The 22,411-nt window shown below is 55.5% G+C and carries 19 protein-coding genes; 8 read left to right on the top strand and 11 right to left on the bottom strand.

What is annotated here, in order from left to right:
- Positions 1 to 5: 5 nt before the first annotated feature.
- From KOI40_RS00930 to KOI40_RS00945, 4 genes are read right to left on the bottom strand one after another with little or no spacing between them, the layout of a single operon-like run.
- Positions 6 to 545, bottom strand: coding sequence for a pilus assembly protein PilP (locus KOI40_RS00930; protein ID WP_233709859.1), 540 nt, complete (start codon positions 543 to 545; stop codon positions 6 to 8).
- Positions 542 to 1,159: a type IV pilus inner membrane component PilO gene (locus tag KOI40_RS00935; protein WP_233709860.1), complete on the bottom strand. Its 618-nt coding sequence runs from the start codon at positions 1,157 to 1,159 to the stop codon at positions 542 to 544. Before KOI40_RS00935 ends, KOI40_RS00930 begins: the two co-directional genes overlap by 4 nt.
- 11 nt (positions 1,160 to 1,170) lie before the next feature.
- Positions 1,171 to 1,764, bottom strand: a complete 594-nt coding sequence (locus KOI40_RS00940; RefSeq protein WP_216095534.1) for a PilN domain-containing protein — start codon at positions 1,762 to 1,764, stop codon at positions 1,171 to 1,173.
- A complete protein-coding gene (locus tag KOI40_RS00945; RefSeq protein ID WP_233709861.1) occupies positions 1,764 to 2,831 on the bottom strand; it encodes a pilus assembly protein PilM in 1,068 nt (355 codons plus the stop codon). The genes KOI40_RS00940 and KOI40_RS00945 overlap by 1 nt, the downstream gene beginning before the upstream one ends.
- A 155-nt stretch (positions 2,832 to 2,986) precedes the next feature.
- Here KOI40_RS00945 and KOI40_RS00950 point away from each other — a divergent pair, with 155 nt between their 5' ends.
- Positions 2,987 to 5,746 (top strand): penicillin-binding protein 1A, encoded by a 2,760-nt coding sequence (locus tag KOI40_RS00950; protein ID WP_216095535.1) that lies wholly within the window; start codon positions 2,987 to 2,989, stop codon positions 5,744 to 5,746.
- 101 nt (positions 5,747 to 5,847) lie between these two features.
- Here the strand turns inward: KOI40_RS00950 and KOI40_RS00955 are convergent, their stop codons facing one another.
- Complete coding sequence (locus KOI40_RS00955) at positions 5,848 to 7,107, bottom strand: malic enzyme-like NAD(P)-binding protein (protein WP_216095536.1); 1,260 nt, start codon at positions 7,105 to 7,107, stop codon at positions 5,848 to 5,850.
- Between the two features lie 494 nt (positions 7,108 to 7,601).
- On the bottom strand, positions 7,602 to 7,817 hold the full coding sequence (rpmE, locus tag KOI40_RS00960; RefSeq protein ID WP_216095537.1) for a 50S ribosomal protein L31: 216 nt from the start codon (positions 7,815 to 7,817) through the stop codon (positions 7,602 to 7,604).
- 183 nt (positions 7,818 to 8,000) lie between these two features.
- Here rpmE and KOI40_RS00965 point away from each other — a divergent pair, with 183 nt between their 5' ends.
- The 5 genes from KOI40_RS00965 to KOI40_RS00985 all read left to right on the top strand — a co-directional run bounded on the left by KOI40_RS00965 (position 8,001) and on the right by KOI40_RS00985 (position 13,517).
- Positions 8,001 to 10,217, top strand: coding sequence for a primosomal protein N' (locus KOI40_RS00965; protein WP_216095539.1), 2,217 nt, complete (start codon positions 8,001 to 8,003; stop codon positions 10,215 to 10,217).
- Between the two features lie 150 nt (positions 10,218 to 10,367).
- Complete coding sequence (locus KOI40_RS00970) at positions 10,368 to 10,967, top strand: SPOR domain-containing protein (protein WP_216095540.1); 600 nt, start codon at positions 10,368 to 10,370, stop codon at positions 10,965 to 10,967.
- 142 nt (positions 10,968 to 11,109) lie between these two features.
- Positions 11,110 to 11,655, top strand: a complete 546-nt coding sequence (gene hslV / locus KOI40_RS00975) for an ATP-dependent protease subunit HslV (RefSeq protein ID WP_216095541.1) — start codon at positions 11,110 to 11,112, stop codon at positions 11,653 to 11,655.
- An 87-nt stretch (positions 11,656 to 11,742) separates the two neighbouring features.
- A complete protein-coding gene (hslU, locus tag KOI40_RS00980) occupies positions 11,743 to 13,080 on the top strand; it encodes an ATP-dependent protease ATPase subunit HslU (RefSeq protein WP_439653222.1) in 1,338 nt (445 codons plus the stop codon).
- Positions 13,081 to 13,130: 50 nt separating this feature from the next.
- Complete coding sequence (locus tag KOI40_RS00985; RefSeq protein WP_216095543.1) at positions 13,131 to 13,517, top strand: gamma-butyrobetaine hydroxylase family protein; 387 nt, start codon at positions 13,131 to 13,133, stop codon at positions 13,515 to 13,517.
- 195 nt (positions 13,518 to 13,712) lie between these two features.
- Here the strand turns inward: KOI40_RS00985 and KOI40_RS00990 are convergent, their stop codons facing one another.
- Positions 13,713 to 14,384 (bottom strand): fumarylacetoacetate hydrolase family protein, encoded by a 672-nt coding sequence (locus KOI40_RS00990; protein ID WP_216095544.1) that lies wholly within the window; start codon positions 14,382 to 14,384, stop codon positions 13,713 to 13,715.
- A 318-nt stretch (positions 14,385 to 14,702) separates the two neighbouring features.
- On the opposite strand from KOI40_RS00990, the gene serA reads away from it, so the two are divergent.
- The gene (serA, locus tag KOI40_RS00995; RefSeq protein WP_216095545.1) at positions 14,703 to 15,932 is read left to right on the top strand and encodes a phosphoglycerate dehydrogenase; all 1,230 of its coding nucleotides are present in this window, start codon (positions 14,703 to 14,705) and stop codon (positions 15,930 to 15,932) included.
- Positions 15,933 to 16,003: 71 nt separating this feature from the next.
- Complete coding sequence (locus KOI40_RS01000) at positions 16,004 to 16,789, top strand: ABC transporter ATP-binding protein (RefSeq protein ID WP_216095546.1); 786 nt, start codon at positions 16,004 to 16,006, stop codon at positions 16,787 to 16,789.
- On the opposite strand, the gene KOI40_RS01005 is transcribed toward KOI40_RS01000, so the two are convergent.
- The 4 genes from KOI40_RS01005 to typA all read right to left on the bottom strand — a co-directional run bounded on the left by KOI40_RS01005 (position 16,771) and on the right by typA (position 22,336).
- Positions 16,771 to 18,234 (bottom strand): PepSY-associated TM helix domain-containing protein, encoded by a 1,464-nt coding sequence (locus tag KOI40_RS01005; RefSeq protein WP_216095547.1) that lies wholly within the window; start codon positions 18,232 to 18,234, stop codon positions 16,771 to 16,773. The genes KOI40_RS01000 and KOI40_RS01005 overlap by 19 nt on opposite strands.
- Positions 18,235 to 18,252: 18 nt before the next feature.
- Positions 18,253 to 18,798, bottom strand: a complete 546-nt coding sequence (locus KOI40_RS01010) for a hypothetical protein (RefSeq protein WP_216095548.1) — start codon at positions 18,796 to 18,798, stop codon at positions 18,253 to 18,255.
- A gap of 154 nt (positions 18,799 to 18,952) precedes the next feature.
- Positions 18,953 to 20,329, bottom strand: a complete 1,377-nt coding sequence (locus KOI40_RS01015) for a substrate-binding domain-containing protein (RefSeq protein WP_216095549.1) — start codon at positions 20,327 to 20,329, stop codon at positions 18,953 to 18,955.
- A gap of 198 nt (positions 20,330 to 20,527) precedes the next feature.
- Entirely contained in the window at positions 20,528 to 22,336 is a 1,809-nt protein-coding gene (typA, locus tag KOI40_RS01020; protein WP_216095550.1) for a translational GTPase TypA, read from the bottom strand.
- Positions 22,337 to 22,411: the final 75 nt, after the last annotated feature.

Here is a 22,411-nt window from a genome sequence, read left to right on the forward strand (position 1 = left end):
GATTGTTATTCCTTCTCCGCAATTTTTATAACTTGAGGGCGCTCGACCCATCCATCCGCGCCGTTGGGCACAATTTCAATAATATCTATCTGGCGCTTGGAGGTAGCCACAATACGACCGTAGTTTTTCCCCATATGATTGCCCTGGGTCACCCGATGGATACCCCCTTGGCCATCATTGATCAGCGCCCACAGAATGCCGTTCTGCTCGAGAGTTCCCACCATTTTCAGTGACTCAATATTGAAGCCTTCCAGAAACTCTTTTTCACGGCTGGTATCCGGCTTCACATTAGAGTTCTTGCCCAGAATCAACTGATCGATGTCTTCAACCGGCGGATCAAACGGAGCACGCTCCATCATCGCACTGTAGGTAAAACTCTGATAGGGAACAAACGGCGGAAGCGGTTCGATCTGCCCGGCAGGTCGACGTTTGGTCTCTTCAATAAAATCCTTCAAATCCTGATTGGATGAGCCACTACACGCGGAGAGCGTCATCACAGCCACAGCCAAACCAACGCAGCGGGGCCAATTCAACGAAACCATCATTTGCTGCCCTCACTGTTGTATCTGTAAGTCTTGGCCAAAATGGTCATATCCAGCATGCCATCCACTGAGGATTTTGTAATATTGTAATCGTGCAGGGTCACAATCCGTGGCATGCCGGCAACACCACTGACAAACACACCAAAGTCGTGATATGGGCCCCGCACCTTGATGGAAATGGGTAACTCAACGTAGAACTCACCGCGTTTTTCACTTTGCAGGGTAATGCTTTCAATGGTCAGACCACTTTCCGCACCGCGCTCGTCGATATCCTCTAACAGACCCGGTACTTCAGTATCACTGGGCAACTGGGCAACCAGGGCACCAAAAGATTTCTCCATCTCTTTCATTTGCTCCCGATAAGCTTCCAGATTGGCCGCCTGGAACGCTTTCTGCCGGAAGGTTTCGCGCAACTGCTGCTCTTTTGCCGTCACCTTCTCCAGAACAAGATTTAAATCCTTCACAAACAGGAAGTACCCACCCGCGACAATTGCCGCGATCAAAATAATGCACAGCACCACTTTGCCCGTCGTGGGCCAGACTCCCATACGGGTCCAGTCGATATCATTGATATCGAATTCGTTGAGTTGTTCAACAACGTCTCTAAATGCCATCATGAACCTCGCTACTATTTCCCTGTACGCTTTTTACTGCCACCACTACCCGCGGACTCATCGTCCTTGGGCTTGGTGGTCGCAAAGCTCATGGTGAATTCACTGGCCTGCTCGCCGTACTGAGGAGCCGCTTTAACCGACTTCAGGTTGGGATTGGCAAACCACTCCGAGGCATCCAGATTACGCATAAAGGCGGATACCCTGACATTGGATTCAGTGACCCCGGTGATATCGATGCGATCACCAGTGCGCTTGAGAGTTCTCAAGTAAACGCCTTCGGGAACGTCACGCACCAGCTCGTCAAAATAACGGACAATCACCGGACGCTCGCCCTGCAAGCCCTGAATCACTTTCATTCTCGCCAGCAGTTCGGCACGGCGTTTTTTCAACTTCTGGATTTCTTTGACTCGCTCATCCAGCGCCTTGATCTCCTGGGTAAGCATGTTGTTACGCTCGTTTTGGGAGTCGATGGCACCGTTGATAATGCTGATCCAGATATAGACACAAAGTGCAGTGACCGCAGCGACAACACCCAGGATGACAAGGAATTCCTGCTGTTTCTCGCGGCGGTATTCATCGCGCCAGGGGAGGAGGTTAATATTCGCCATTAATCAAAACTCCTCATCGCCAAACCCACTGCGATCATCAGTGACGGGGCATCATTGGCCAGCGCAGCGGCATTGACTCTCGGCGCAACCGTCATACCCGCAAAAGGATTGGCCACACTCACTTCAGTGCCCAACTTTTCACTGATCAGGTCACACAAACCTTCCAGGGAGGCGACACCACCCGCCAGCACAATGTGATCCACATCGTTATATTGACTGGAGGAAAAGAAGAACTGCAGGGAACGGGTAACCTGCTGTACGACCGCGTCTTTGAATGGCTCCAGGACTTCGTCGATATAGTCGTCGGGTAGACCGCCCTGCTTCTTCGCCAGACCAGCCTCTTCCACAGAAAGACCATAACGACGCTGAATTTCTTCGGTCAGCTGCTTGCCACCAAACAATTGCTCACGGGTATAGACCGTTTTCCTGCCCACCAGAACACTCAGGGTCGTCATGGTGGCACCAATATCCAACACGGCGACCACCTGGTCGTCCTGATCCTCAAGCTGATCAGCAATCAGACTGAACGCCCGCTCCATGGTGTAGGCTTCCACATCCACCACTTTTGGTTTGAGATCGGCCAGTTCCAGGGCAGCAACCCGCAGATCGACATTCTCCCGACGGCAGGCCGCCAGCAACACTTCGACTTGATCAGGATTGGAAGGGGATTCTCCCTGGATCTCGAAATCGATAGCCACTTCTTCGAGAGGGTAAGGAATGTATTGATCGGCCTCCAGAGAGATCTGGGTTTCCAGCACATCTTCGCTCAGGCCGGAAGGCATATCGATCAACTTGGTAATGACCGCAGAGCCGGCCACCGCCACCGCCGCATCTTTCACCTTGGGCCTGGCTTGCTGCACCAGAGCCTTGAGCGTGTCGGCAACGCCTTCCACTTCGTTGATGTTTTTTTCAACCACGGCATTAGGGGGCAGCGCTTTTACCGCGTAACTTTCCACGCGATAGCGATCCCCTTGGCGGCTGAGCTCCAATAACTTGACTGATGTCGAGCTGATGTCGAGCCCCAAAACGGGCTTGGCTTTGCGCTCTAAGAACCCCAAAATTCCCATTTTTCTATCTATTTCCGTAACTTAGGTGCTTTTGATGTTATAGCACTTTAACTTAAGCCTGCAACAAGGCTGGCCATATGTAAACACTTAAAAACCGCTTATAATGCACATCACACACACCCCGGCTACCTAAGCCCTTAATTCTCATAGAAAAAATGACTTATAAAGCAAAATATCTCTCTTGGGCTTTTTGGCTCATCCTGGCCGCGGGCTGTGGAACTTTATCGCTTTTTGCGGGTATTACCCTGTATTTGAGTCCTAAACTCCCCGAAGTGGAGACGCTCAGACAGGTCAAACTGCAAACTCCCTTACGCGTCTATTCTCGCGATGGGCTTCTTATTGGAGAATTCGGCGAAAAACGCCGTAACCCCATCTCAATTGAGAATGTCCCAAAAGCGTTTATAGACGCCATTCTCGCAGCTGAGGATGACAGATTCTACTCCCATCATGGCGTCGATATTAAGGGGCTTTTGCGAGCCGCATCACAATTATTGCAATCAGGACAAATTCAAACTGGCGGCAGTACCATAACAATGCAGGTCGCCAGAAACTTTTTCCTAACACGCAAACAGACCTTCAGTCGCAAATTTAACGAGATCCTTCTGGCACTCCAGATTGAGAAAGAACTCACAAAAGCAGAAATCCTCGAGCTCTATACCAACAAAATCTACCTCGGCAACCGCGCCTATGGTATCGAAGCCGCTGCCCGAGTTTACTATGGCAAGTCCATAGGGGAACTGGATCTGGCACAACTGGCCATGATCGCCGGCCTGCCAAAGGCACCCTCTGCCTACAATCCCATCGCCAACCCCCAGCGTGCCATCATTCGTCGCGACTGGATTCTCGGCCGCATGCTCTCTCTGGGGTACATCGACAAGACACAATACGACGAAGCCATCGCCGCCCCCGTGACCGCCTCCTACCACGGCTCCCGACTGGAGCTGAGCGCCCCCTATATCGCCGAGATGACCCGCAAAGAGGCGGTTGATAAACTCGGGCTTGCCGCCTATACCGACGGTTTTAAAATTTACACAACCATCGATTCCAAACTGCAGGAACACGCCCAACAGGCCGTAATAGACGGCCTGCTTAGCTACGACAAGCGTCACGGCTACCGGGGCCCAGAGGCGAAGCTCCCGCTTTCCATGCCTCGTGAAAACAGCGAAGAGAGCAGCGACACTCTCTTTATCGACCCAGCCCCGGATAACGTGAATGCTCTTGAGCAAGACAGTGACACCGCTCAAACCACCGGTGAAGACTCCCCCATGCTGCCCAAGCCAAATCTCCCACTGCTGGAATGGCAACAGGCACTGAAAGACTTTAAAACCATCGGCGGCCTGACCGCTGCTGTGGTCACCCAGGTGAATCCAGACAGCGTGGACTTTCTCACCGCGGATGGCACACAAGCGAACATCAGTTGGGAGAACGGACTCTCTGATGCCAAACCCTACATTTCGGAAAACCGCTATGGCTTCCCGCCGGAGACAGCCTCGGAAATTGTGGAAGTCGGGGATGTTATTCGGGTTGTGAAAAACCAGGAAGGCGCCTGGCAATTGACCCAGGTTCCGGCCGCTCAAGCCGCCCTGGTCTCCCTGAACCCGTCTGATGGCGCCATCAACGCCCTGGTGGGCGGTTTTGATTTCGCCCAGAGTCACTTCAACCGTGCCACCCAGGCAGAGCGCCAGCCGGGCTCCAACTTCAAACCCTTTGTTTATACCGCAGCCCTGGAAAACGGTTTCACCCCGGCGACCACCATCAACGACGCCCCGATTGTGTTTGACGATCCGTCTCTGGAAAACACCTGGCGACCGGAAAATGCCAGCGGCAAATTCTTCGGGCCGACCCGTTTGCGTCAGGCGCTCTACAAGTCCCGCAACCTGGTCTCCATTCGCATCCTGCGCAGCATCGGGGTCGAGACTGCCATTGACGGCATGGATCGCTTTGGTTTCGATAAGGACAAGCTGCCACACAATCTGTCACTGGCCCTGGGAACCTATTCAATAACCCCACTGCAACTGGCGACCGGCTACGCGGTGCTGGCCAACGGCGGCTACAAGGTGTCCGCCTACCTGATTGACCGCATTGATAATGTGGATGGCGAAACGGTCTTTCAGGCTCTTCCAGCGACGGTTTGCCGGGAGTGTGAAGCCAGGGCCAAAGCAGAGGCCATGGCTGCCGCTGCCACCGCCGAGGACCCGATCAACCCAGAAACAGACCCGAACAGCGTCGCCGCACTGGAAAACGCCATGGCAGCGGAACTCGCTGCCAGCCTGCAGGACAACGACAAGCCTGAAAACAACACCGACGACAGACTTGCCACAACACCAGAGATCGGCACCTCGTTACAGGAAGAAGCATCGACGCCCGAATCGACCGGAGACCAAGACACTGAAGCAGAGCCACAGAGGCCCGTCGCTCCCCGAGTGGTCAGCGAACAAGTGGTCTACCTGATCGACGACATCCTTCGCGATGTTATTCAGAAAGGCACTGGACGCCGCGCCAAAGTTCTGGAGCGGGACGATCTGGCCGGTAAAACAGGTACCACCAACGGCCCCACCGATGCCTGGTTCTCGGGTTACAATCGCAACATTGTCACCACCGCATGGCTGGGCTTTGATCAGAACACCAACCTTGGCCGACACGAATACGGCGGCACTTCAGCACTGCCCATTTGGATTGATTTCATGCGTGTCGCACTGCAAGACATTCCCAAAGAGCCCCGCTCCCTGCCTGACGGCCTGGTATCCATCCGCATCGACCCCAATACCGGCAAGCGGGCGCAACCCAGCCAGACCAATGCGATCTTTGAAACCTTCCGGGTAGAGAATGTGCCGGGCTACGGCCAAAATCAGGCACCGGATCTGAACAGCGGTACCGGTGGCGATCAGGAAACCCTGCCAGAAGATTTATTCTAGAACCTGGGCGACATCCGTCGCCCCGCAAATCACACTCATAAAAAAACCGCCATTCAGGCGGTTTTTTTATACTGGCGTCCTTGCCCATCGCTAACGGTCAGCTATCCACCCACAGATCCCAGCGGGTAGTGAGACGGGTAAGGCAAACGCGCCACGCCACTGTCTACCGCCGCCTGAGCCACAGCTCCGGCAACAGCCCCCAGCAGGCGCTCATCGGTGGGCTTGGGCAGAATATATTCACGCCCGAAGCTCAATTCCCCACCGCCATAAGCTTTGCGCACGTTTTCAGGCACTTCTTCCTTGGCCAGGTTTTTCAGCGCGTGTACGGCTGCCAGCTTCATGTCCAGATTGATTTCTTTTGCCCGCACATCCAGAGTGCCGCGGAACAGGAACGGGAAGCACAGAACGTTGTTCACCTGATTGGGAAAATCCGAACGACCGGTCGCCATAATCAGATCGCTACGCACTTCGTGCGCCAGCTTCGGATTAATCTCCGGATCCGGGTTGGAGCAGGCAAAGACCACCGGGTTGTCAGCCATTTTAGCCAGCTGCTCCGGTGCCAACAGATTTGGCCCCGATACCCCAAGGAACACATCAGCACCCGCAATCGCGTCATCCAGCGTACGGGCATCCGTGTCATTTGCGAATTCTTCTTTGTAGGCATTCAAACCATCACGGCCGGCGTAGATCACACCCCGGCTGTCGAGCATGGTGATATTGGAACGATCCGCTCCGGCACCGATCATTAAAGTACAGCAGGCATGAGCTGCAGCACCGGCGCCAAGACAGACGATCTTTGCCGTTTCAATGCTCTTGCCCTGAATTTCCAGCGCATTCAGCAGTCCAGCCACAGTCACAATGGCTGTGCCGTGCTGATCGTCGTGAAAAATGGGGATCTGGCAGCGCTCAATCAGTGCTTTCTCTATCTGAAAACACTCAGGCGCCTTGATGTCTTCCAGGTTAATTCCGCCCCAGGTATTGGCAATACTGGCCACGGTTTCAATAAACGCTTCGGGGCTTTCGGACTCGACTTCAATATCCACCGAATCAATACCGGCGAAACGCTTAAACAGCAGGCTTTTGCCTTCCATCACGGGCTTGCTGGCCAATGGCCCCAGATTACCCAACCCCAAAATGGCACTACCGTCGGTGATCACCGCCACCGTGTTACCCTTGGTGGTGTACTTGTAGGCATTTTCCGCGTCTTTGGCAATTTCACGGACCGGCTCTGCCACCCCCGGACTGTATGCCAGAGAGAGATCTTCCTGGGTCTCCGCTGACGTCGTTATCTCAACCGATAGTTTTCCAGGCTTTGGAAATGCGTGGTAATCCAAAGCCGCCTTTTTGAATAAATCTGACATTTTCTTGTCCGTTTTCGCTTTGGGCGTCTCTATTGAATTTTGAAGGACTGCAGAATACCGAGCCATCAGTCGGAGGCTCAAGTGCCATTAAGGCTCTTCTGGCCATACAAACCGGCCAAAATGCACACTTAACCAGCAATCGGCCTCAGACAGACAAGCCGGATAAGGGCTGCAATCAATTGCAACTCGATTCTGCACTTCACATTTTTCAGCAGCGTTAACTCTCTGCCATCTCAATAGTGGTGTCTAGTAGAGTTGTGTCTACGGCGAGCCACCACATCGGCTCTTAAACACCCGCCCGGGCTGGATCACAGTCAATGACAGGTCAAAAAAAAGCGCTGCAGATTCACGACCTGAGCGCTCTTTTTCAGAAGCCGACAACGACCTGACGGGGGATAAAGCTCAGCTGACAAGCAGGTTCCTGCCAGCCTGAACCATCAGGCATTGCCGTTTTGGCTTCGACAATTGTGTAGTGTTTTACTACTCGTGATGCCTTATTTGCCAGCGATACGGCTACCAAAACGCTTCTTGAATTTATCTACACGGCCACCGGTGCTCGCTTGCTTTTGCTTACCAGTGTAAAAAGGGTGACAGCTGGAACATACGTCCAGATGCATGTCCTGACCCTTGGTTGAGCCAGTGGTAATTACGTTGCCGCAGCTGCAGGTTGCAGTCATTGGGCTGTATTTAGGATGAATATCTGCTTTCATTGGGTATCGCCTTCATGTCATTCTGTGCCGCCACTCGATCTTGTGCCGAGCACCGCACAACGGTTAGTCTTAGCGGGTAAAAAATAAGACGGCGCATACTACCAGAAACCCCCATCAACGCAAGACAATTGTGCGTTTTTTCGGCAGCCCAGTTACAGATTCACGGAGACCCTCTTTTTCCCCATGCCAGCGCTTGAGATTTACGCCGTTGCCCTGCCCACACCGCTGCGCAGAACCTTTGACTATCTGGCTCCCCAAACCGTCACCCAAGGGCTTCCGGGCATGCGTGTGGCTGTGAATTTCGGCAACCAAAAGCTCGTCGGTGTGATTGTCGACATCAAGGACCACAGCGATTTTGACCTCAACAAACTTAAACCTGTGGAGGCTTTACTGGACTCTACTCCATTAATACCGGAAGAACTATTACAACTTTGCCAATGGGCAGCCCGGTATTACCACCACCCCCTGGGCGAAGTGCTGGCCGCCGCGATTCCCGTGGCCTTGAGGCAGGGAGAGACTGCCGAACTCAGCACCGAAAAAGCCTGGCAACTGACCGAATCAGGAAACGCCTGCTCACCCGACGACCTCAAGCGGGCCCGCAAGCAACAGGCCTTGTTGCAACTTTTAAAGGAAGGCCCTCTGTCTGGTCAGCCATACGTCCTGCACAAGGATCTGCTGCTGCAGGACGTCAACCGCCCCGCGCTCAAAGGCCTGCAGGACAAGGGATTGATTGAACCCCTGGAAATCACTCCGGATCCGATTCGCCCTGAGGCTTTGCTCAAGTCACCTCCACTGCAGCTTAACGAAGAGCAGGCAAACGCGCTCGACCAGATCGAATTTGACCAATACGGTGGCCACCTGCTTTATGGCACTACCGGCAGTGGCAAGACCGAAGTGTATCTGCAGGCCATTGAGAAGGTACTGCGCGCGGGGCGTCAGGCGCTGGTGCTGATTCCGGAAATCGGGCTGACCCCGCAAACCCTGAGCCGCTTCCAGAGCCGGTTTAACCGACCGCTGGCGGTATTGCACTCCAGCCTGAACGACAGCGAGCGCAAGCAAGCCTGGCTGCTGGCCGCTGCAGGTGACGCCGACATCATCATCGGAACCCGCTCAGCCATTTTCACCCCCATGAAACACCCGGGCATTGTAATTCTGGATGAGGAACACGATCCGTCCTTCAAACAACAGGAAGGCTTCCGCTATTCCGCCCGGGATCTGGCCGCCCTGCGCTGTCAACGGCTGGGGATTCCACTGATTCTCGGCAGTGCCACCCCCTCGCTGGAGAGCTTTCATAACGCCCAACAACAGCGCTACCGGTTACTGCCGCTGACACAGAGAGCTGGCGGCGCCCGCCCGCCGACTATCGAACTGATTGACCTCAAGCGCCAGCCGCTGCAGGAAGGCCTGACCCAGGCACTGCTCGACAGCATAGAGCAGCACCTGCTGGCCAGCGGACAAGTGCTGGTATTTATCAACCGACGGGGTTTTGCCCCGACGCTGATGTGTCACGACTGCGGCTGGCTGTCCCAGTGTCAACACTGCGACGCCCGCCTGACCGTGCATCAGAACCCGGCACACCTGCACTGTCACCACTGCGATTATCAGCGCCCGCTGATTCACCAGTGCCCCACCTGCAACAGTCGCGAACTGCACTGCGTGGGTCAGGGCAGCGAGCGCACCGAGACCATACTGCAAAACCGTTTTGCCGACTTCCCTGTATTGCGGGTGGACCGGGACTCCACCCGGCAGAAAAACGCCATGCACAACATCATCGAACAGGTGAACCGGGGCGCCCCCTGCATTCTGGTCGGCACCCAGATGCTGGCCAAGGGGCACCATTTTCCCAATGTTACCCTGGTGGCCATCATCGACGCCGACGGCGGACTGTTCAGCACCGACTTCCGCGGCCCGGAGCGCATGGGCCAGCTGATGCTGCAGGTCGCCGGGCGGGCCGGGCGGGCCGAGCGGCCAGGCACCGTGTTGATTCAGAGCCACCTTTGCGAACACCCCATGCTGCAAACGCTGCTGCATCAGGGTTACAGCGCCTTTGCACAGTTGATCCTGCAAGAGCGTCAGGTTTCCATGCTGCCCCCCTACCGCTATATGGCACTGCTGCGAGCCGAATCCAAACGCTCAGAAAATGCCCACGCCCTGCTGCTGGCCGCCCGCCAGATCGCCGAGCGCCTGAGCCCTTCACATCCGGACCTGCAATATCTGGGGCCCCTGCCGGCGCCGATGGAAAGACGCAACCAACGCTTTCGTCACCAACTGCAACTCCACGCCAGCAGTCGATCCCGACTGCATCAGCTGCTGACGCCACTGATCGCCCAACTGGAACAACACCCCCTCAGTCGCCGCACCCGCTGGTCAATTGATGTCGATCCTCAGGATATGGCCTGATCGACCAAACCAAGGACTGATAGGTGAAATACAGAGCACTGATACGCGAAATTTCGCCGCGTCTGTTGGTGGTCTCGCCCATGTCGAGTACAATTCCGCTGACCATCAGCACCACCCTGCAGCGACCACAAGGCTTTACACACTCCCCCCATGACCCGAGACTTCGCGAAAAAAACGCGCCGCCCTGCCAGCAATAAGCGCAGTTCCGGCAACACTCGATCGAGCAACCGACGTCCTGCCAGCAAACCCAAATCGCAGGTACCGGGGTGGGTCTGGCTGTTCACGGGTACGGTTCTGGGTGCCTTTATCATGTTCCTCGCGTACCTGGCCGGCATTGCGCCACAACCTACCAATCCGCAGCCGATCGCGGCGGAAGACCAGCCAGAGCAAACCAAGCCTCAGGTTCCCAAGCCACGCTTTGACTTTTACCAGCTATTGAAAGAATCCGAGGTGGAGGTCAAGGAACCTACCCCGGCCCAGCGGGAAGCGGCAAAAGAGCAAGCCGAAAACCAGGAATACATACTGCAGGTCGGCTCGTTCCGCAAAGACAGCGACGCCGATCGCCTGCGCGCCCAGCTGATTCTGCTCAATCTGGACGCCCAGGTAGAGAAAGTGACCGTGCGCAGCGGTGAAACCTGGTATCGGGTGCTCGTTGGCCCCTACAGCAACTCCTCAAAAATGGAACGTGCCCGTAGCATCCTGGCATCCAACCGCATCAATTCACTGCTGCTGAAACGCAAGCAAGGCTAGCCGCGCCAAGCTCTCACCCGCGCAAAACGTAAAGCTGTGTAATTGCCCCCATTACGCAGCGTCATACCTTGAAATATCACACCCAGTCCCCACCTTAAGTTTCATTGTCATCCCCAAATTCATCAGAAACTAAGGATTCCCTGTGGAACAATATCGAGGTACTACCATTCTCTCCGTGCGCCGCAACGGCAAGGTTGTGATCGGCGGAGATGGCCAGGTCTCCATGGGCAACACCGTTATGAAGGGCAATGCCCGCAAGGTGCGTCGCCTCTACAAAGATCAGGTACTGGCCGGATTCGCCGGCGGCACAGCCGATGCGTTTACGCTGTTTGAACGCTTTGAGGCAAAACTGGAAGCTCTCAACGGACAACTGGTGCGCGCTGCGGTGGAGCTGGCCAAAGACTGGCGTACCGATCGCGCCCTGCGTCGCCTGGAAGCCCTGTTGGCGGTTGCCGACAAGGACGCCTCCCTGATCATCACCGGTAACGGTGACGTGATACAGCCGGAGCAGGACATTATTGCCATTGGCTCCGGCGGCCCATTTGCCCAGTCCGCCGCCCGCGCGCTGTTTGAAAACACCGAGATGGAAGCCAATGACATCGTCAGCAAAAGCCTGGGCATTGCCGGCGACATTTGTGTGTACACCAACCACAACCACGTCATTGAGGAACTGGAGTACGGCGCTTAATCACACGCCCGTCCCTCCGCTTGGCAATCAGATGATTGATGCCGTTTACTGAAGCCGTATTACTGAAGAAGAGTGCTTATGTCAGACATGACCATGACTCCCCGTGAAATCGTCCACGAACTGGACAAACACATTGTCGGCCAGACCGAAGCCAAGCGCGCGGTGGCCATTGCCCTGCGTAACCGCTGGCGTCGCATGCAGCTGGACGAAGAGCTGCGCAACGAAATCACCCCCAAGAACATCCTCATGATTGGCCCAACCGGCGTCGGTAAAACCGAAATCGCCCGTCGCCTGGCCAAGCTCGCCAACGCTCCCTTTATTAAGGTTGAAGCCACCAAGTTCACCGAAGTGGGCTATGTGGGACGCGATGTAGAGTCCATCATTCGCGATCTGGTGGATGGTTCCATCAAGCTCCACCGTGAAATCGAGATGAAGAAGGTGGAACACCGGGCTGAAGACGCAGCCGAAGAGCGTATTCTCGACGCCCTGCTGCCTCCCGCTCGCGGCGGCGAGCCAACCGCTGCCGAGAAACTGAGCGGCAGCGATAAAGAGTCCAGTACCCGTCAGATGTTCCGCAAAAAGCTGCGCCAAGGCGAGCTGGATGACAAGGAAATTGAAATCGAAGTGGCTGCCCGCCCGGTTGGGGTCGAAATCATGGCGCCTCCCGGCATGGAAGACATGACCAGCCAGCTGCAGAACATGTTCTCCTCCATGTCCTCCAACAAAACCAAAGCCACCAAGCTGACCGTGAAGCAGGCGTTCAAGCAAATTCGCGACGAAGAAGCTGCCAAGCTGGTCAACGAGGAAGAAATGAAAAGCAAGGCCATTGCCGCGGCTGAGCAAAATGGCATTGTGTTTATCGATGAGATCGACAAGGTGGCCAAACGCAGCGAAGGGGCCGGAGCCGACGTTTCCCGCGAGGGCGTACAACGGGATCTGCTGCCGCTGATTGAAGGCTGCACCGTCAGCACCAAGCACGGCATGATCAAAACCGACCACATTCTGTTTATTGCTTCAGGCGCTTTCCATCTGGCCAAACCATCGGACCTGATCCCCGAACTTCAGGGGCGCTTGCCCATTCGTGTCGAGCTGACCGCTCTGTCTCCGGACGACTTCGAGCGCATCCTGACCGAGCCCAATGCCTCACTGACCGAACAGCAGGTCGCCCTGATGCAAACAGAAGGCACCGAACTGGAGTTCACCAAAGACGGTATCCGCCGCATCGCAGAAACCGCCTACGAGGTGAACGAAAGCACCGAGAACATCGGCGCCCGCAGGTTGCACACCATTATGGAGCGCCTGCTGGAAGGCGTCTCGTTCGAAGCCGGTGACGGACACCCGAAAATCACCATCGACGCCAGCTACGTGGATGAGCACCTGGGCGAACTGGCGCAGGATGAAGATCTGAGCCGGTTTATTCTGTAATCCGGTTTGGCAACTTGAATCGAGCCATCTAACAACCTCAGGACATCATCATGGTGACACCCTCAAAAATTCAACTGCACAAAAAGGCACGAACGCTGGATGTGCAATACGGCAGCCAGCTCTTCACGCTGCCGGCAGAATTTTTGCGGGTGCACTCTCCTTCCGCCGAAGTACAGGGCCACGGTCCGGGCCAGGAAGTGCTGCAACACGGCAAAAAACACGTGGCCATTGATAAGATCGAAGCCGTGGGCAACTACGGGTTGCGCATCTATTTCAGCGATGGACACGATTCGGGGATTTTTACCTGGTCGTATCTGCATGAGCTTGGAGAAAATCAGACAGCCATGATGGCCGCCTATGAGGAGGCACTGCACAAGGCCCGGCTTTCGCGCGAGCCCGATACCCAGGTGGTGCAACTGATGCCGGGATCGTCCTGACCACAACCGGCTCCCAATCGTTACCCCGTCAGCAATCTCAACCAGTTCTATCTACGCTTTGACAGTGGCAGAAGGCGCCCGTGCTCATTGCGATGCCGGCAGCGGCGACTCTGACGGGAGATGCTCAATCCTGAAAACGCGAGTGGCGATTCACCGGATTGAGGGTTGCTTCAGGGGAAGGGCTGACCGATTGAATCACAGCACCCGGGTTTTGATGGTCAAACGGTCGTCGAGACGGGCCTCCAACCGGTCACCGGAAACCAGCGGCCCAACACCGGCCGGCGTGCCAGTCATCACCACATCACCGGGTCGCAGGGTAAAATACCGACAGATATACGCCAGAAGATCGGCGACCGGAGTGATCATATCCCGTGAATTGCCGTTCTGTTGCAGCTGATCATTGCGCACCAGCTGCAGGGTAATATCATCCCATGAGAGACCTTCAGCCGAGACAAACGTCGACAGCGGACAACTGCCGTCGAACGCCTTGGCTTTCTCCCAGGGGTGGCCCTGCTCTTTAAGACGACTCTGCAGATCCCGCAGAGTGAGATCAAAACCCAGCCCCACACCGGCAATGGCCGAAAGCACCTTGTCGTCATCCCCCCTGGTCAGCGTCTCGCCGATCAACAGTGTCATTTCGGTTTCTACATGGCAGTCGCCCTGTCCCCGCGGGATCAAAAACGGCTCCTCCATGCGCACCAGTGCGGTGGACGGCTTGATAAACAAAATGGGCTCGGCAGGCACTGCATTGTTCAGTTCACGGGCGTGTTCGGCGTAATTCCGCCCCACACAGACCACCTTGCCCACAGGCAGCTCCATTGCGGAAACCTCCTCTGATGAGCTGCGAAAACGATGACGATAATCCATGTTACTTCCCTCATGACTCCAGTGAGCGGCTCCGGTGTGCCAACCTCAAAACACCCAAAAACCACAGATTTATCACTCGGCAAACGCCGGGCTAGGGTGAAATCGGCGCTTTCCGCCGCTTTTTCCCTATGATTCTTCCGGATAAGCCTATAAAAAGGACGATTTAGCCATCGCCCCGAAAGCCCCCTATGCTATCATAGCGCGCTTATTTTTCCGGCACCTGCCGACCTCCTTGTTCAGCCCCGCCCGGCAACCCTGCCCCGTGCGGCCAAACAAGCCCTGCGAGCCACAACACGTTACACGAGGTGTAAAACCCCTATGGCCAAAACGTCACTGGATAAAAGCAAAATTCGCTTTTTACTACTGGAAGGTGTTCACCAGTCCGCTGTGGACACCCTGGAGCAGTCTGGTTACACAAATGTGGAATACCTGAAAACTGCAGTGCCCGAGGACGAGCTGATCGAAAAGATCAAAGACGCTCACTTCGTCGGCATCCGCTCACGCACCCAGTTGACCCGCCGCGTGTTTGAAAATGCTCCCAAGCTGATCGCTGTCGGCTGTTTCTGTATCGGCACCAATCAGGTGGATCTGACGGCCGCTCAGGAACACGGTGTGGCAGTGTTTAATGCCCCCTACTCCAACACCCGCTCGGTTGCCGAGCTGGTTATCGCCCAGGCCATCCTGCTGCTGCGCGGCATTCCCGAAAAGAATGCCGTCTGTCACCGCGGCGGCTGGCTGAAATCCGCCGCTGGCTCTTTTGAAATCCGCGGCAAAACTCTGGGCATCATCGGCTACGGCTCCATTGGTACTCAGGTGAGTGTACTGGCCGAATCACTGGGCATGAACGTTATCTTCTTTGACGTAGTGACCAAGTTGCCTCTGGGGAACGCGGCTCAGGTGCGCTCCATGGACGAGCTGCTGGGACAAGCCGATGTCATCTCCCTGCACGTGCCCGAAACCGCCTCAACCCAGAACATGATTGGCGCAGCCGAGTTCGCCAAGATGAAGAAGGGGGCGATCTTTATGAACGCCGCTCGCGGAACCGTGGTGGATATCGACGCACTGGCAGGCGCACTGGAATCCGGTCATCTGGCGGGCACCGCCATCGACGTCTTCCCAGTTGAGCCCCGCGGTAACGATGAAGAATTCGTATCGCCTCTGCGCGCTTTCGATAACGCCATCCTGACACCGCACATCGGCGGTTCCACCATGGAAGCGCAGGAAAACATCGGCTTCGAAGTGGCCGAAAAGCTGGTGAAGTACTCCGACAACGGCACCACCACCTCTTCCGTCAACCTGCCGGAAGTGGCGCTGCCTTCGCATCCGGACGCACACCGTCTGCTGCACGTTCACCAAAACGTGCCCGGCATTCTGAGCAAGATCAACCAGGTGCTATCCGATACCGGCATCAACATTGCCGCCCAGTACCTGCAAACCAACGAGAATGTGGGTTATGTTGTGGTTGATGTCGACGCCGAGTACAGCGACGTTGCACTGAAACAGCTGCGCGAAATTGAGGGCACTGTCCGCTGTCGCGTACTGTTCTGATTTGAGTGCTACAACAGCCTCATTGATTTAAAGCCGGGCCTGCCCGGCTTTTTTCCGCCCAAAGGATGACCATGACCACACCTCTGCTTGAAATCCGCAACGCCACGGTCTATCGCGGTGAATCCATCGTGTTCAATAATCTCAACCTGACCATTGAACAGGGCGAGAGCGTGGCCATTCTCGGCCCCAATGGCGCCGGCAAATCCACACTGCTGAAATTGCTGACCCGGGAGATTTATCCGTACGAACAACCCGACAGTTTCGTGAAGATCTTCGGCCGGGACCGAATCAACGTGCAGCAGTTGCGGGAAGAGATTGGACTGGTGTCCTACGATTTTCAGGCCAAATACATGCCCATCACCACCGGCTTTGATGTGGTCCTGTCCGGCTTACTGGGTACCATTGGCCATCTCTACCACCACGACATCACCGAACAGCAAAATCAGCTGACGCTGGACACCATGGCGCGTCTCAACCTGCTGCCACTGAAAGACAAAATGTTTCAGCATATGTCCAGCGGACAACAGCGCCGTCTGATTCTGGCGCGGGCACTGATTCACAACCCCAAAACCGTAATCTTTGACGAGCCCACCAACAGTCTCGATTTGCAGGGTTGCTTTCAGGTATTGAACGATATGCGGCAGCTGGCCGACGAAGGCACGTCAGTCATTATCGCGACCCACCATCTGCATGAAATCATCCCGGACATACACCGGGTCGTGTTTATCCGCGATGGCAAGGTGGCAGCCGATGGACCGAAGGAAGAACTGCTCACCGCCGAGCGCGTCAGTGCGCTCTATGATACGGCGGTGCAGATGGTGAAACAGGACGGTTATTATCAGGCCCTGCCGGCCTGAGCGACAGTCTCCTCGGAGAGACGAGTTCCCTGAGCACGGCGCCTGGAGAACCGCCCCCACCCTAACAGCAATAGCGCGGTGACGATGAAAGACAGATTGATGCTGTTGGCCGCAGGGTTGGTGAGCCAGCCGAACTGGAGGCCATGGCTGAGCACCAGCAACACCAGCGCCACACTGGTCAGACACTGCAATCCAAAGCGAGTGCTCACCTCATCGTCCCGCCATTGGGCCGCCGCCATACACGCCACAGTCAACACCCAGTAGAGCCCCACACTGGCGACACCGGCATACAGATCCACGATGGCCAGGATGACCAGTGCCAGCGGCGCTCCCCACACCAGTGCCGCCCACAGATTGTTAATGGCATCGCGATGCTTGCGTTTATGCAGCCAGATATTAATGCCGGTCACCGAGACAATCGTCAGAGCCAGCCCGGCAATCAGAAACAGAATTTTGGTGGTCAGGCCACCAAAGTGGCCAAAGTGAATGCGGTACACCGAAAAGATAAACTGTTGCCCCGCGGCGCCGTCACTGAACCCCACATGGTCGATGTATTCACCGTCGGCGGTGAATCGATACTGCTCGGCATAAATCAAACGTTCAGGGTGTCTGGCGCCAACCAGCATAAACTGATCGTCTTCACCGGGGTGCTCCACAGTGATGTAAAACGGCGTCGCTTGCGGGGCGATTTGCGGCATCTGCGCCAATGCTTTAGACACCTGCGCCACCGATGCCGACTGTTCCACATGGGGATGGCCCCCATAGAGCTCTTCCAGCATGGCCTCGGAATCGCCATCATAAAAAGCCATGGCAACCAACAGTCCCGTAAATTGCGCCAGACCAAAAAAAGCACCGGTAATGGCTATCATCAAATGGAAGGGAGCTCCCCAGACACTCAGACGATTGTGTATGTCCACCTGCTCCAGACGAGCGCCATCAGCTCTCAAACTGAAGGCGTCACGAAAAAGACCCGGATGCGCAAGTACACCGGAAATGATCAACCCACACAAGAGCGCCCCCAGAATGCTGACAACAATCATGCCCCAGCTGTGTGGCAGGTGGAGATACAGATGCAGGTCCGCTACCAGCTCTGTCCAACCGTGATTGATGCTTTCTCCCAGAGAACCGTCGGCGTTAACAAACCAACCCTGCCCGTCTGCCGAGATGACCGTGCGCGGATTATCTTCAACCGGCAAGCTGATGACAATGTCATGCACCTCACCCATTCGCTGCGCGGCTTCGGCATAGGCCTGTTGTAACTGCTCGGAGGCAAGGGTCACCCCCTCTTCGATATTGGGCTGTTCCCAGCGCTCCCACTCGTGATGGAACACCGCCAGGGTGCCCGACAGACACACCAGATACATCAGGGCACCGACACACAACCCCAGCCAGGAATGGCTTGCCAGTGACTTTTTGACCAGTGAGGCCGATAACAACTGTTTCATAATGACACCAGCAAACCGTTACAGAAAAATCGCCAGAGCACCCAGTGCACCCGCTGCGACACTGATCAGCACCGGCTTAAGCAATCGCTCGGCGGCACAGTACCAGCAGGACAATCCCCCCCAGACCAGAGGGAATAACAGAATCGATACAATAACGGTGTTGGCGCGCTCCATGGGCAACACTCGCAGCACGCCCACACCGACAAATGCGGCTACGACACCGGCCAGCACCACGGCCAAAAACAGCAACCCCGTGTGCTTGCCTAAAGTACGCAACAATGGCCGAGACAAGGGCAGCGACGGCTTGGCTTTCAGTTTCACCCGGGAACTGCCGGCAGAGAGCCCAACCAACAGCCAGGCCACCAGAGACAGGGCAATCAGCGCATAGGTTACGCCAAACTCGACTCCCAGCAGACCACTCCAGGTGACGAGAGAAACCAACAGCCCACCCCAGCCGAATGCGATCAGCAGCGGTGCCGATTGTTTTTGACGCCATGCAGCGTACAAACAGCCGACCCCTCCAGCGCTGAGCAACAAAGACAAAACGGGACTGAAGATATCCATGGGAGCTTTCCTTGACCGGGACACTGCTACAATATACGAATTATAATGAGATAGCTTCTCACTTTCAATTTCATTATAGCCGATCAACCACCGCAATGGATATGAAGCTGGGTCATTCCCACTCCCAAGGGAAGACCCGGCCATCGACATCTGATTACCTCACCCAAATCTCCACGCGCCGGTTTTTGACTTTCTCCTTGCCATCGTTGGAGGCCACCGGCAGGAAGGCACCAAAACCTTCCACGGGGCGGGTATTCACACCCACCCGGTGCAATGCGGTTTTCACCGACACCGCTCGCAGCTTGGACAGCACGAGCGAGCGGCTTTCACTCTGTTTTTCATCACCGAAACCGATCAGAGTCAGAACACGGCCCTGATTTTCTGCTCGCGCCATAAACGCCTGGACGCGGCGAATGTCCTGTCTGGCCTTGTTGTCCAGCACCGAGCTGCCCTCGGCAAAGCGGAAGTTGACCGAGAGTCGGCTCGCCCCCTCGGTCACAGCCAGATAGTCTTTAGGACCGTTCCGCTCGGCATCCGAGGCAATGGCTGTAAGCGCCTGGGAGATAAAGCCGGTCTGCTCAACCTGAAACTGGCCGGCATCGGATTGCACAAAACGAATAAAGTCCTCGATCACCTCAGTTTTCAGACTTGGAGGCGTATACAGGAACAGGCGACGGGACAGCAGGTAATCTTCTGTCGCCACACTGACATGCTCCGGCAACAGCGGTGTTGTCCCCTGATCAAACACCAGCAGCGCGCGGGAATTTCGCACCGATGCCAGCCCCACAAAACCTATCCCCCCCGGATCGCGAGCCACACGGTCAGACAGCTCATCGTTCGATTCAAACCGCTGCGCACTCCCGGACAGGCGGTATATTTTTCTCAACACCAGGCTTTTGAAGGTATCCCAGGTTCCGGAATTTTCATCCCGCGCATAGACATTGATTGCCAGATCCTCAGCCCCCAACTGTTTCCAGTTGGTTATCTGCCCGGAGAACACACCGGCAATCTGATCGAGGCTGAGCCGGGTCAGAGGATTGTCCTTGTTCACAATCACCGCCAGACCGTCAATGGCAATCACATGCTCGGCTTCAAAACCGAGCATGTCCCCGTATGCGGCCATCTGGTCCACTTCCTTTGACTTGATGGGACGAGAGGACATGGACAGGTCAGCATCACCACTTAACAGCGCGCGAAAACCGGTGCTGGAACCGTGAGCGCCAACATCCACAAAGACGTCTCGCCCCTGCACACTGCCAATCACGCGGTACTCGTTTGCTTGCGGGAGATCCTCCACCCTCACGTCAGAAGCCCCGCGGGCTTCCAGATAACTGGTGAGAAAGTTTTTCATCAGACTGGCCCCAACGGTGTTGGACCCCTGAACCTGAAACAAACGGCCACTGACTGAATCCGGGAAGGGTTCCGCCGCGATGGTGGGAGCAGACAACACACTGGCCAGACACAAGACCTTCAGCGTCAACACTGTCAGACAGCTCAACCGGGCGACAACTTTTTGAATTAATAACTGCACAGCAAAATACTCACGTTGGCGTGTAAAAAACGTGACAAGATTAAGACGGTTTTGTGACAGTTAAATGACCAAGGAATTAAGATTTGGTGTTTTTATAACAACTGAGCCAACCGCAATGGCGACACCGACAACCGACAGACGAAAAAAAAGATGGCCATCAAGACCATCTTTTTTATAAGAGCGGCAAAGCAGCTGCGATTACTTCTTCGCGCGCTTGCGCTCGTTTTCAGTCAGCAGTTTTTTACGCAGACGAATACTCTCAGGAGTCACTTCCACCAGCTCATCGTCTTCAATGAACTCCAGAGCCTGCTCCAGAGTGTGACGAATAGGCGGCACCAGAGTCAGAGCTTCGTCCGTACCGGAGGCACGTACGTTGGTCAGCTGCTTACCTTTGGTCGGGTTAACCACCAGGTCATTGGAGCGGGAGTGAATACCGATAATCTGGCCTTCGTACACCTCGACCGCATGGCCAAGGAACAGACGACCACGATCCTGCAGGTTAAACAGACCGTAAGCCAGGGTCTTGCCTTTCACCATACTCACCAGCACGCCGTTCTGACGACTCACCACTTCACCCTGTTTGACCGGGCCGTAGTGATCAAAAATACTGGTCATGATGCCGGAACCGGAAGTCAGGGTCAGGAACAGACCACGGAAGCCGATCAGGCCACGGGAAGGTGCCATAAACTCCAGACGTACACGGCCTTTGCCATCCGGCTCCATGTTGGTCAGCTCGGCTTTACGCAAGCCCAGCTCTTCCATGATGGAACCCTGGTGCTGCTCTTCCACATCGATCACAACCGTTTCGAACGGCTCCTGGATCTCACCGTCGATTTCTTTCTGAACCACCTCTGGACGAGAGATGCTCATTTCAAAACCTTCACGACGCATGGTTTCAATCAATACCGACAAGTGCAGCTCACCACGACCCGAGACAATAAATTTGTCCGCCGTGTCACCGGGCTGAACACGCAGGGCCACGTTGTGGATCAGCTCCTGATCCAGACGGTCCTTGATGTTGCGCGAGGTGACGAACTTGCCTTCTTTACCGGCAAACGGTGAATCGTTCACGATAAAGGTCATGCTCACGGTCGGCTCGTCCACGCTCAGCGCCGGCAGGGCTTCCACGTTCAGCGGGTCACACAAGGTGTCGGAAATGCTCAGTCCGTCGATACCGTTGATACATACGATATCACCAGCGGTCGCCAGATCAGTCTCGACCTGCTCCAGACCCAGATAGCCTTTCACGTTCAGTACCTTGCCTTTGCGCTCTTTGCCATCGGCAGACTTGACCACAACCTGCTGGTTAGGCTTGAGGGTACCGCGGGTAATACGACCAACACCGATAACGCCCACATAGCTGTCGTAGGCCAGCGCAGAAATCTGCATCTGGAAAGAACCTTCCGGATCAACGTCCGGTGCAGGCACTTTATCGACAATCATTTCGTACAGCGGAGTCATGTCTTCCGCCATGTCCTCTGGATCGTGGCCAGCAATACCATTAATGGCAGAGGCGTAGATCACCGGGAAATCCAGCTGCTCGTCAGTCGCACCCAGAGCATCAAACAGTTCAAACACCTGATCCATAACCCAGTCAGGACGCGCACCAGGACGGTCAATTTTGTTGATAACAACGATTGGCTTCAGGCCCTGCTCAAACGCTTTGGAGGTTACGAAGCGGGTCTGTGGCATGGGGCCGTCAACGGCATCAACCAGCAGCAATACGGAGTCAACCATGGACAGTACGCGCTCTACTTCGCCGCCGAAGTCGGCGTGTCCCGGGGTGTCCACGATGTTGATACGGTAGTCGTTCCAGCTGATGGCGGTGTTTTTCGCCAGAATGGTGATGCCACGCTCTTTTTCCTGGTCGTTAGAGTCCATGATGCGCTCGGCACCGGCGTCTTTGCGGTCCAGGGTACCGGACTGACTCAGGAGTTTATCAACCAGGGTAGTCTTACCATGGTCAACGTGGGCAATAATGGCGATATTACGGAGTTTCTCGATCACAACGGGAGTCTCAATGCGGGCCTTCGACCCGTCTAGAGGGGCTGGCCAAGGAAAAAAGGTGCGGCATTATACCTG

This window comes from Pseudomaricurvus albidus, assembly GCF_018863235.1.
Lineage (GTDB): Bacteria > Pseudomonadota > Gammaproteobacteria > Pseudomonadales > Cellvibrionaceae > Pseudomaricurvus > Pseudomaricurvus albidus.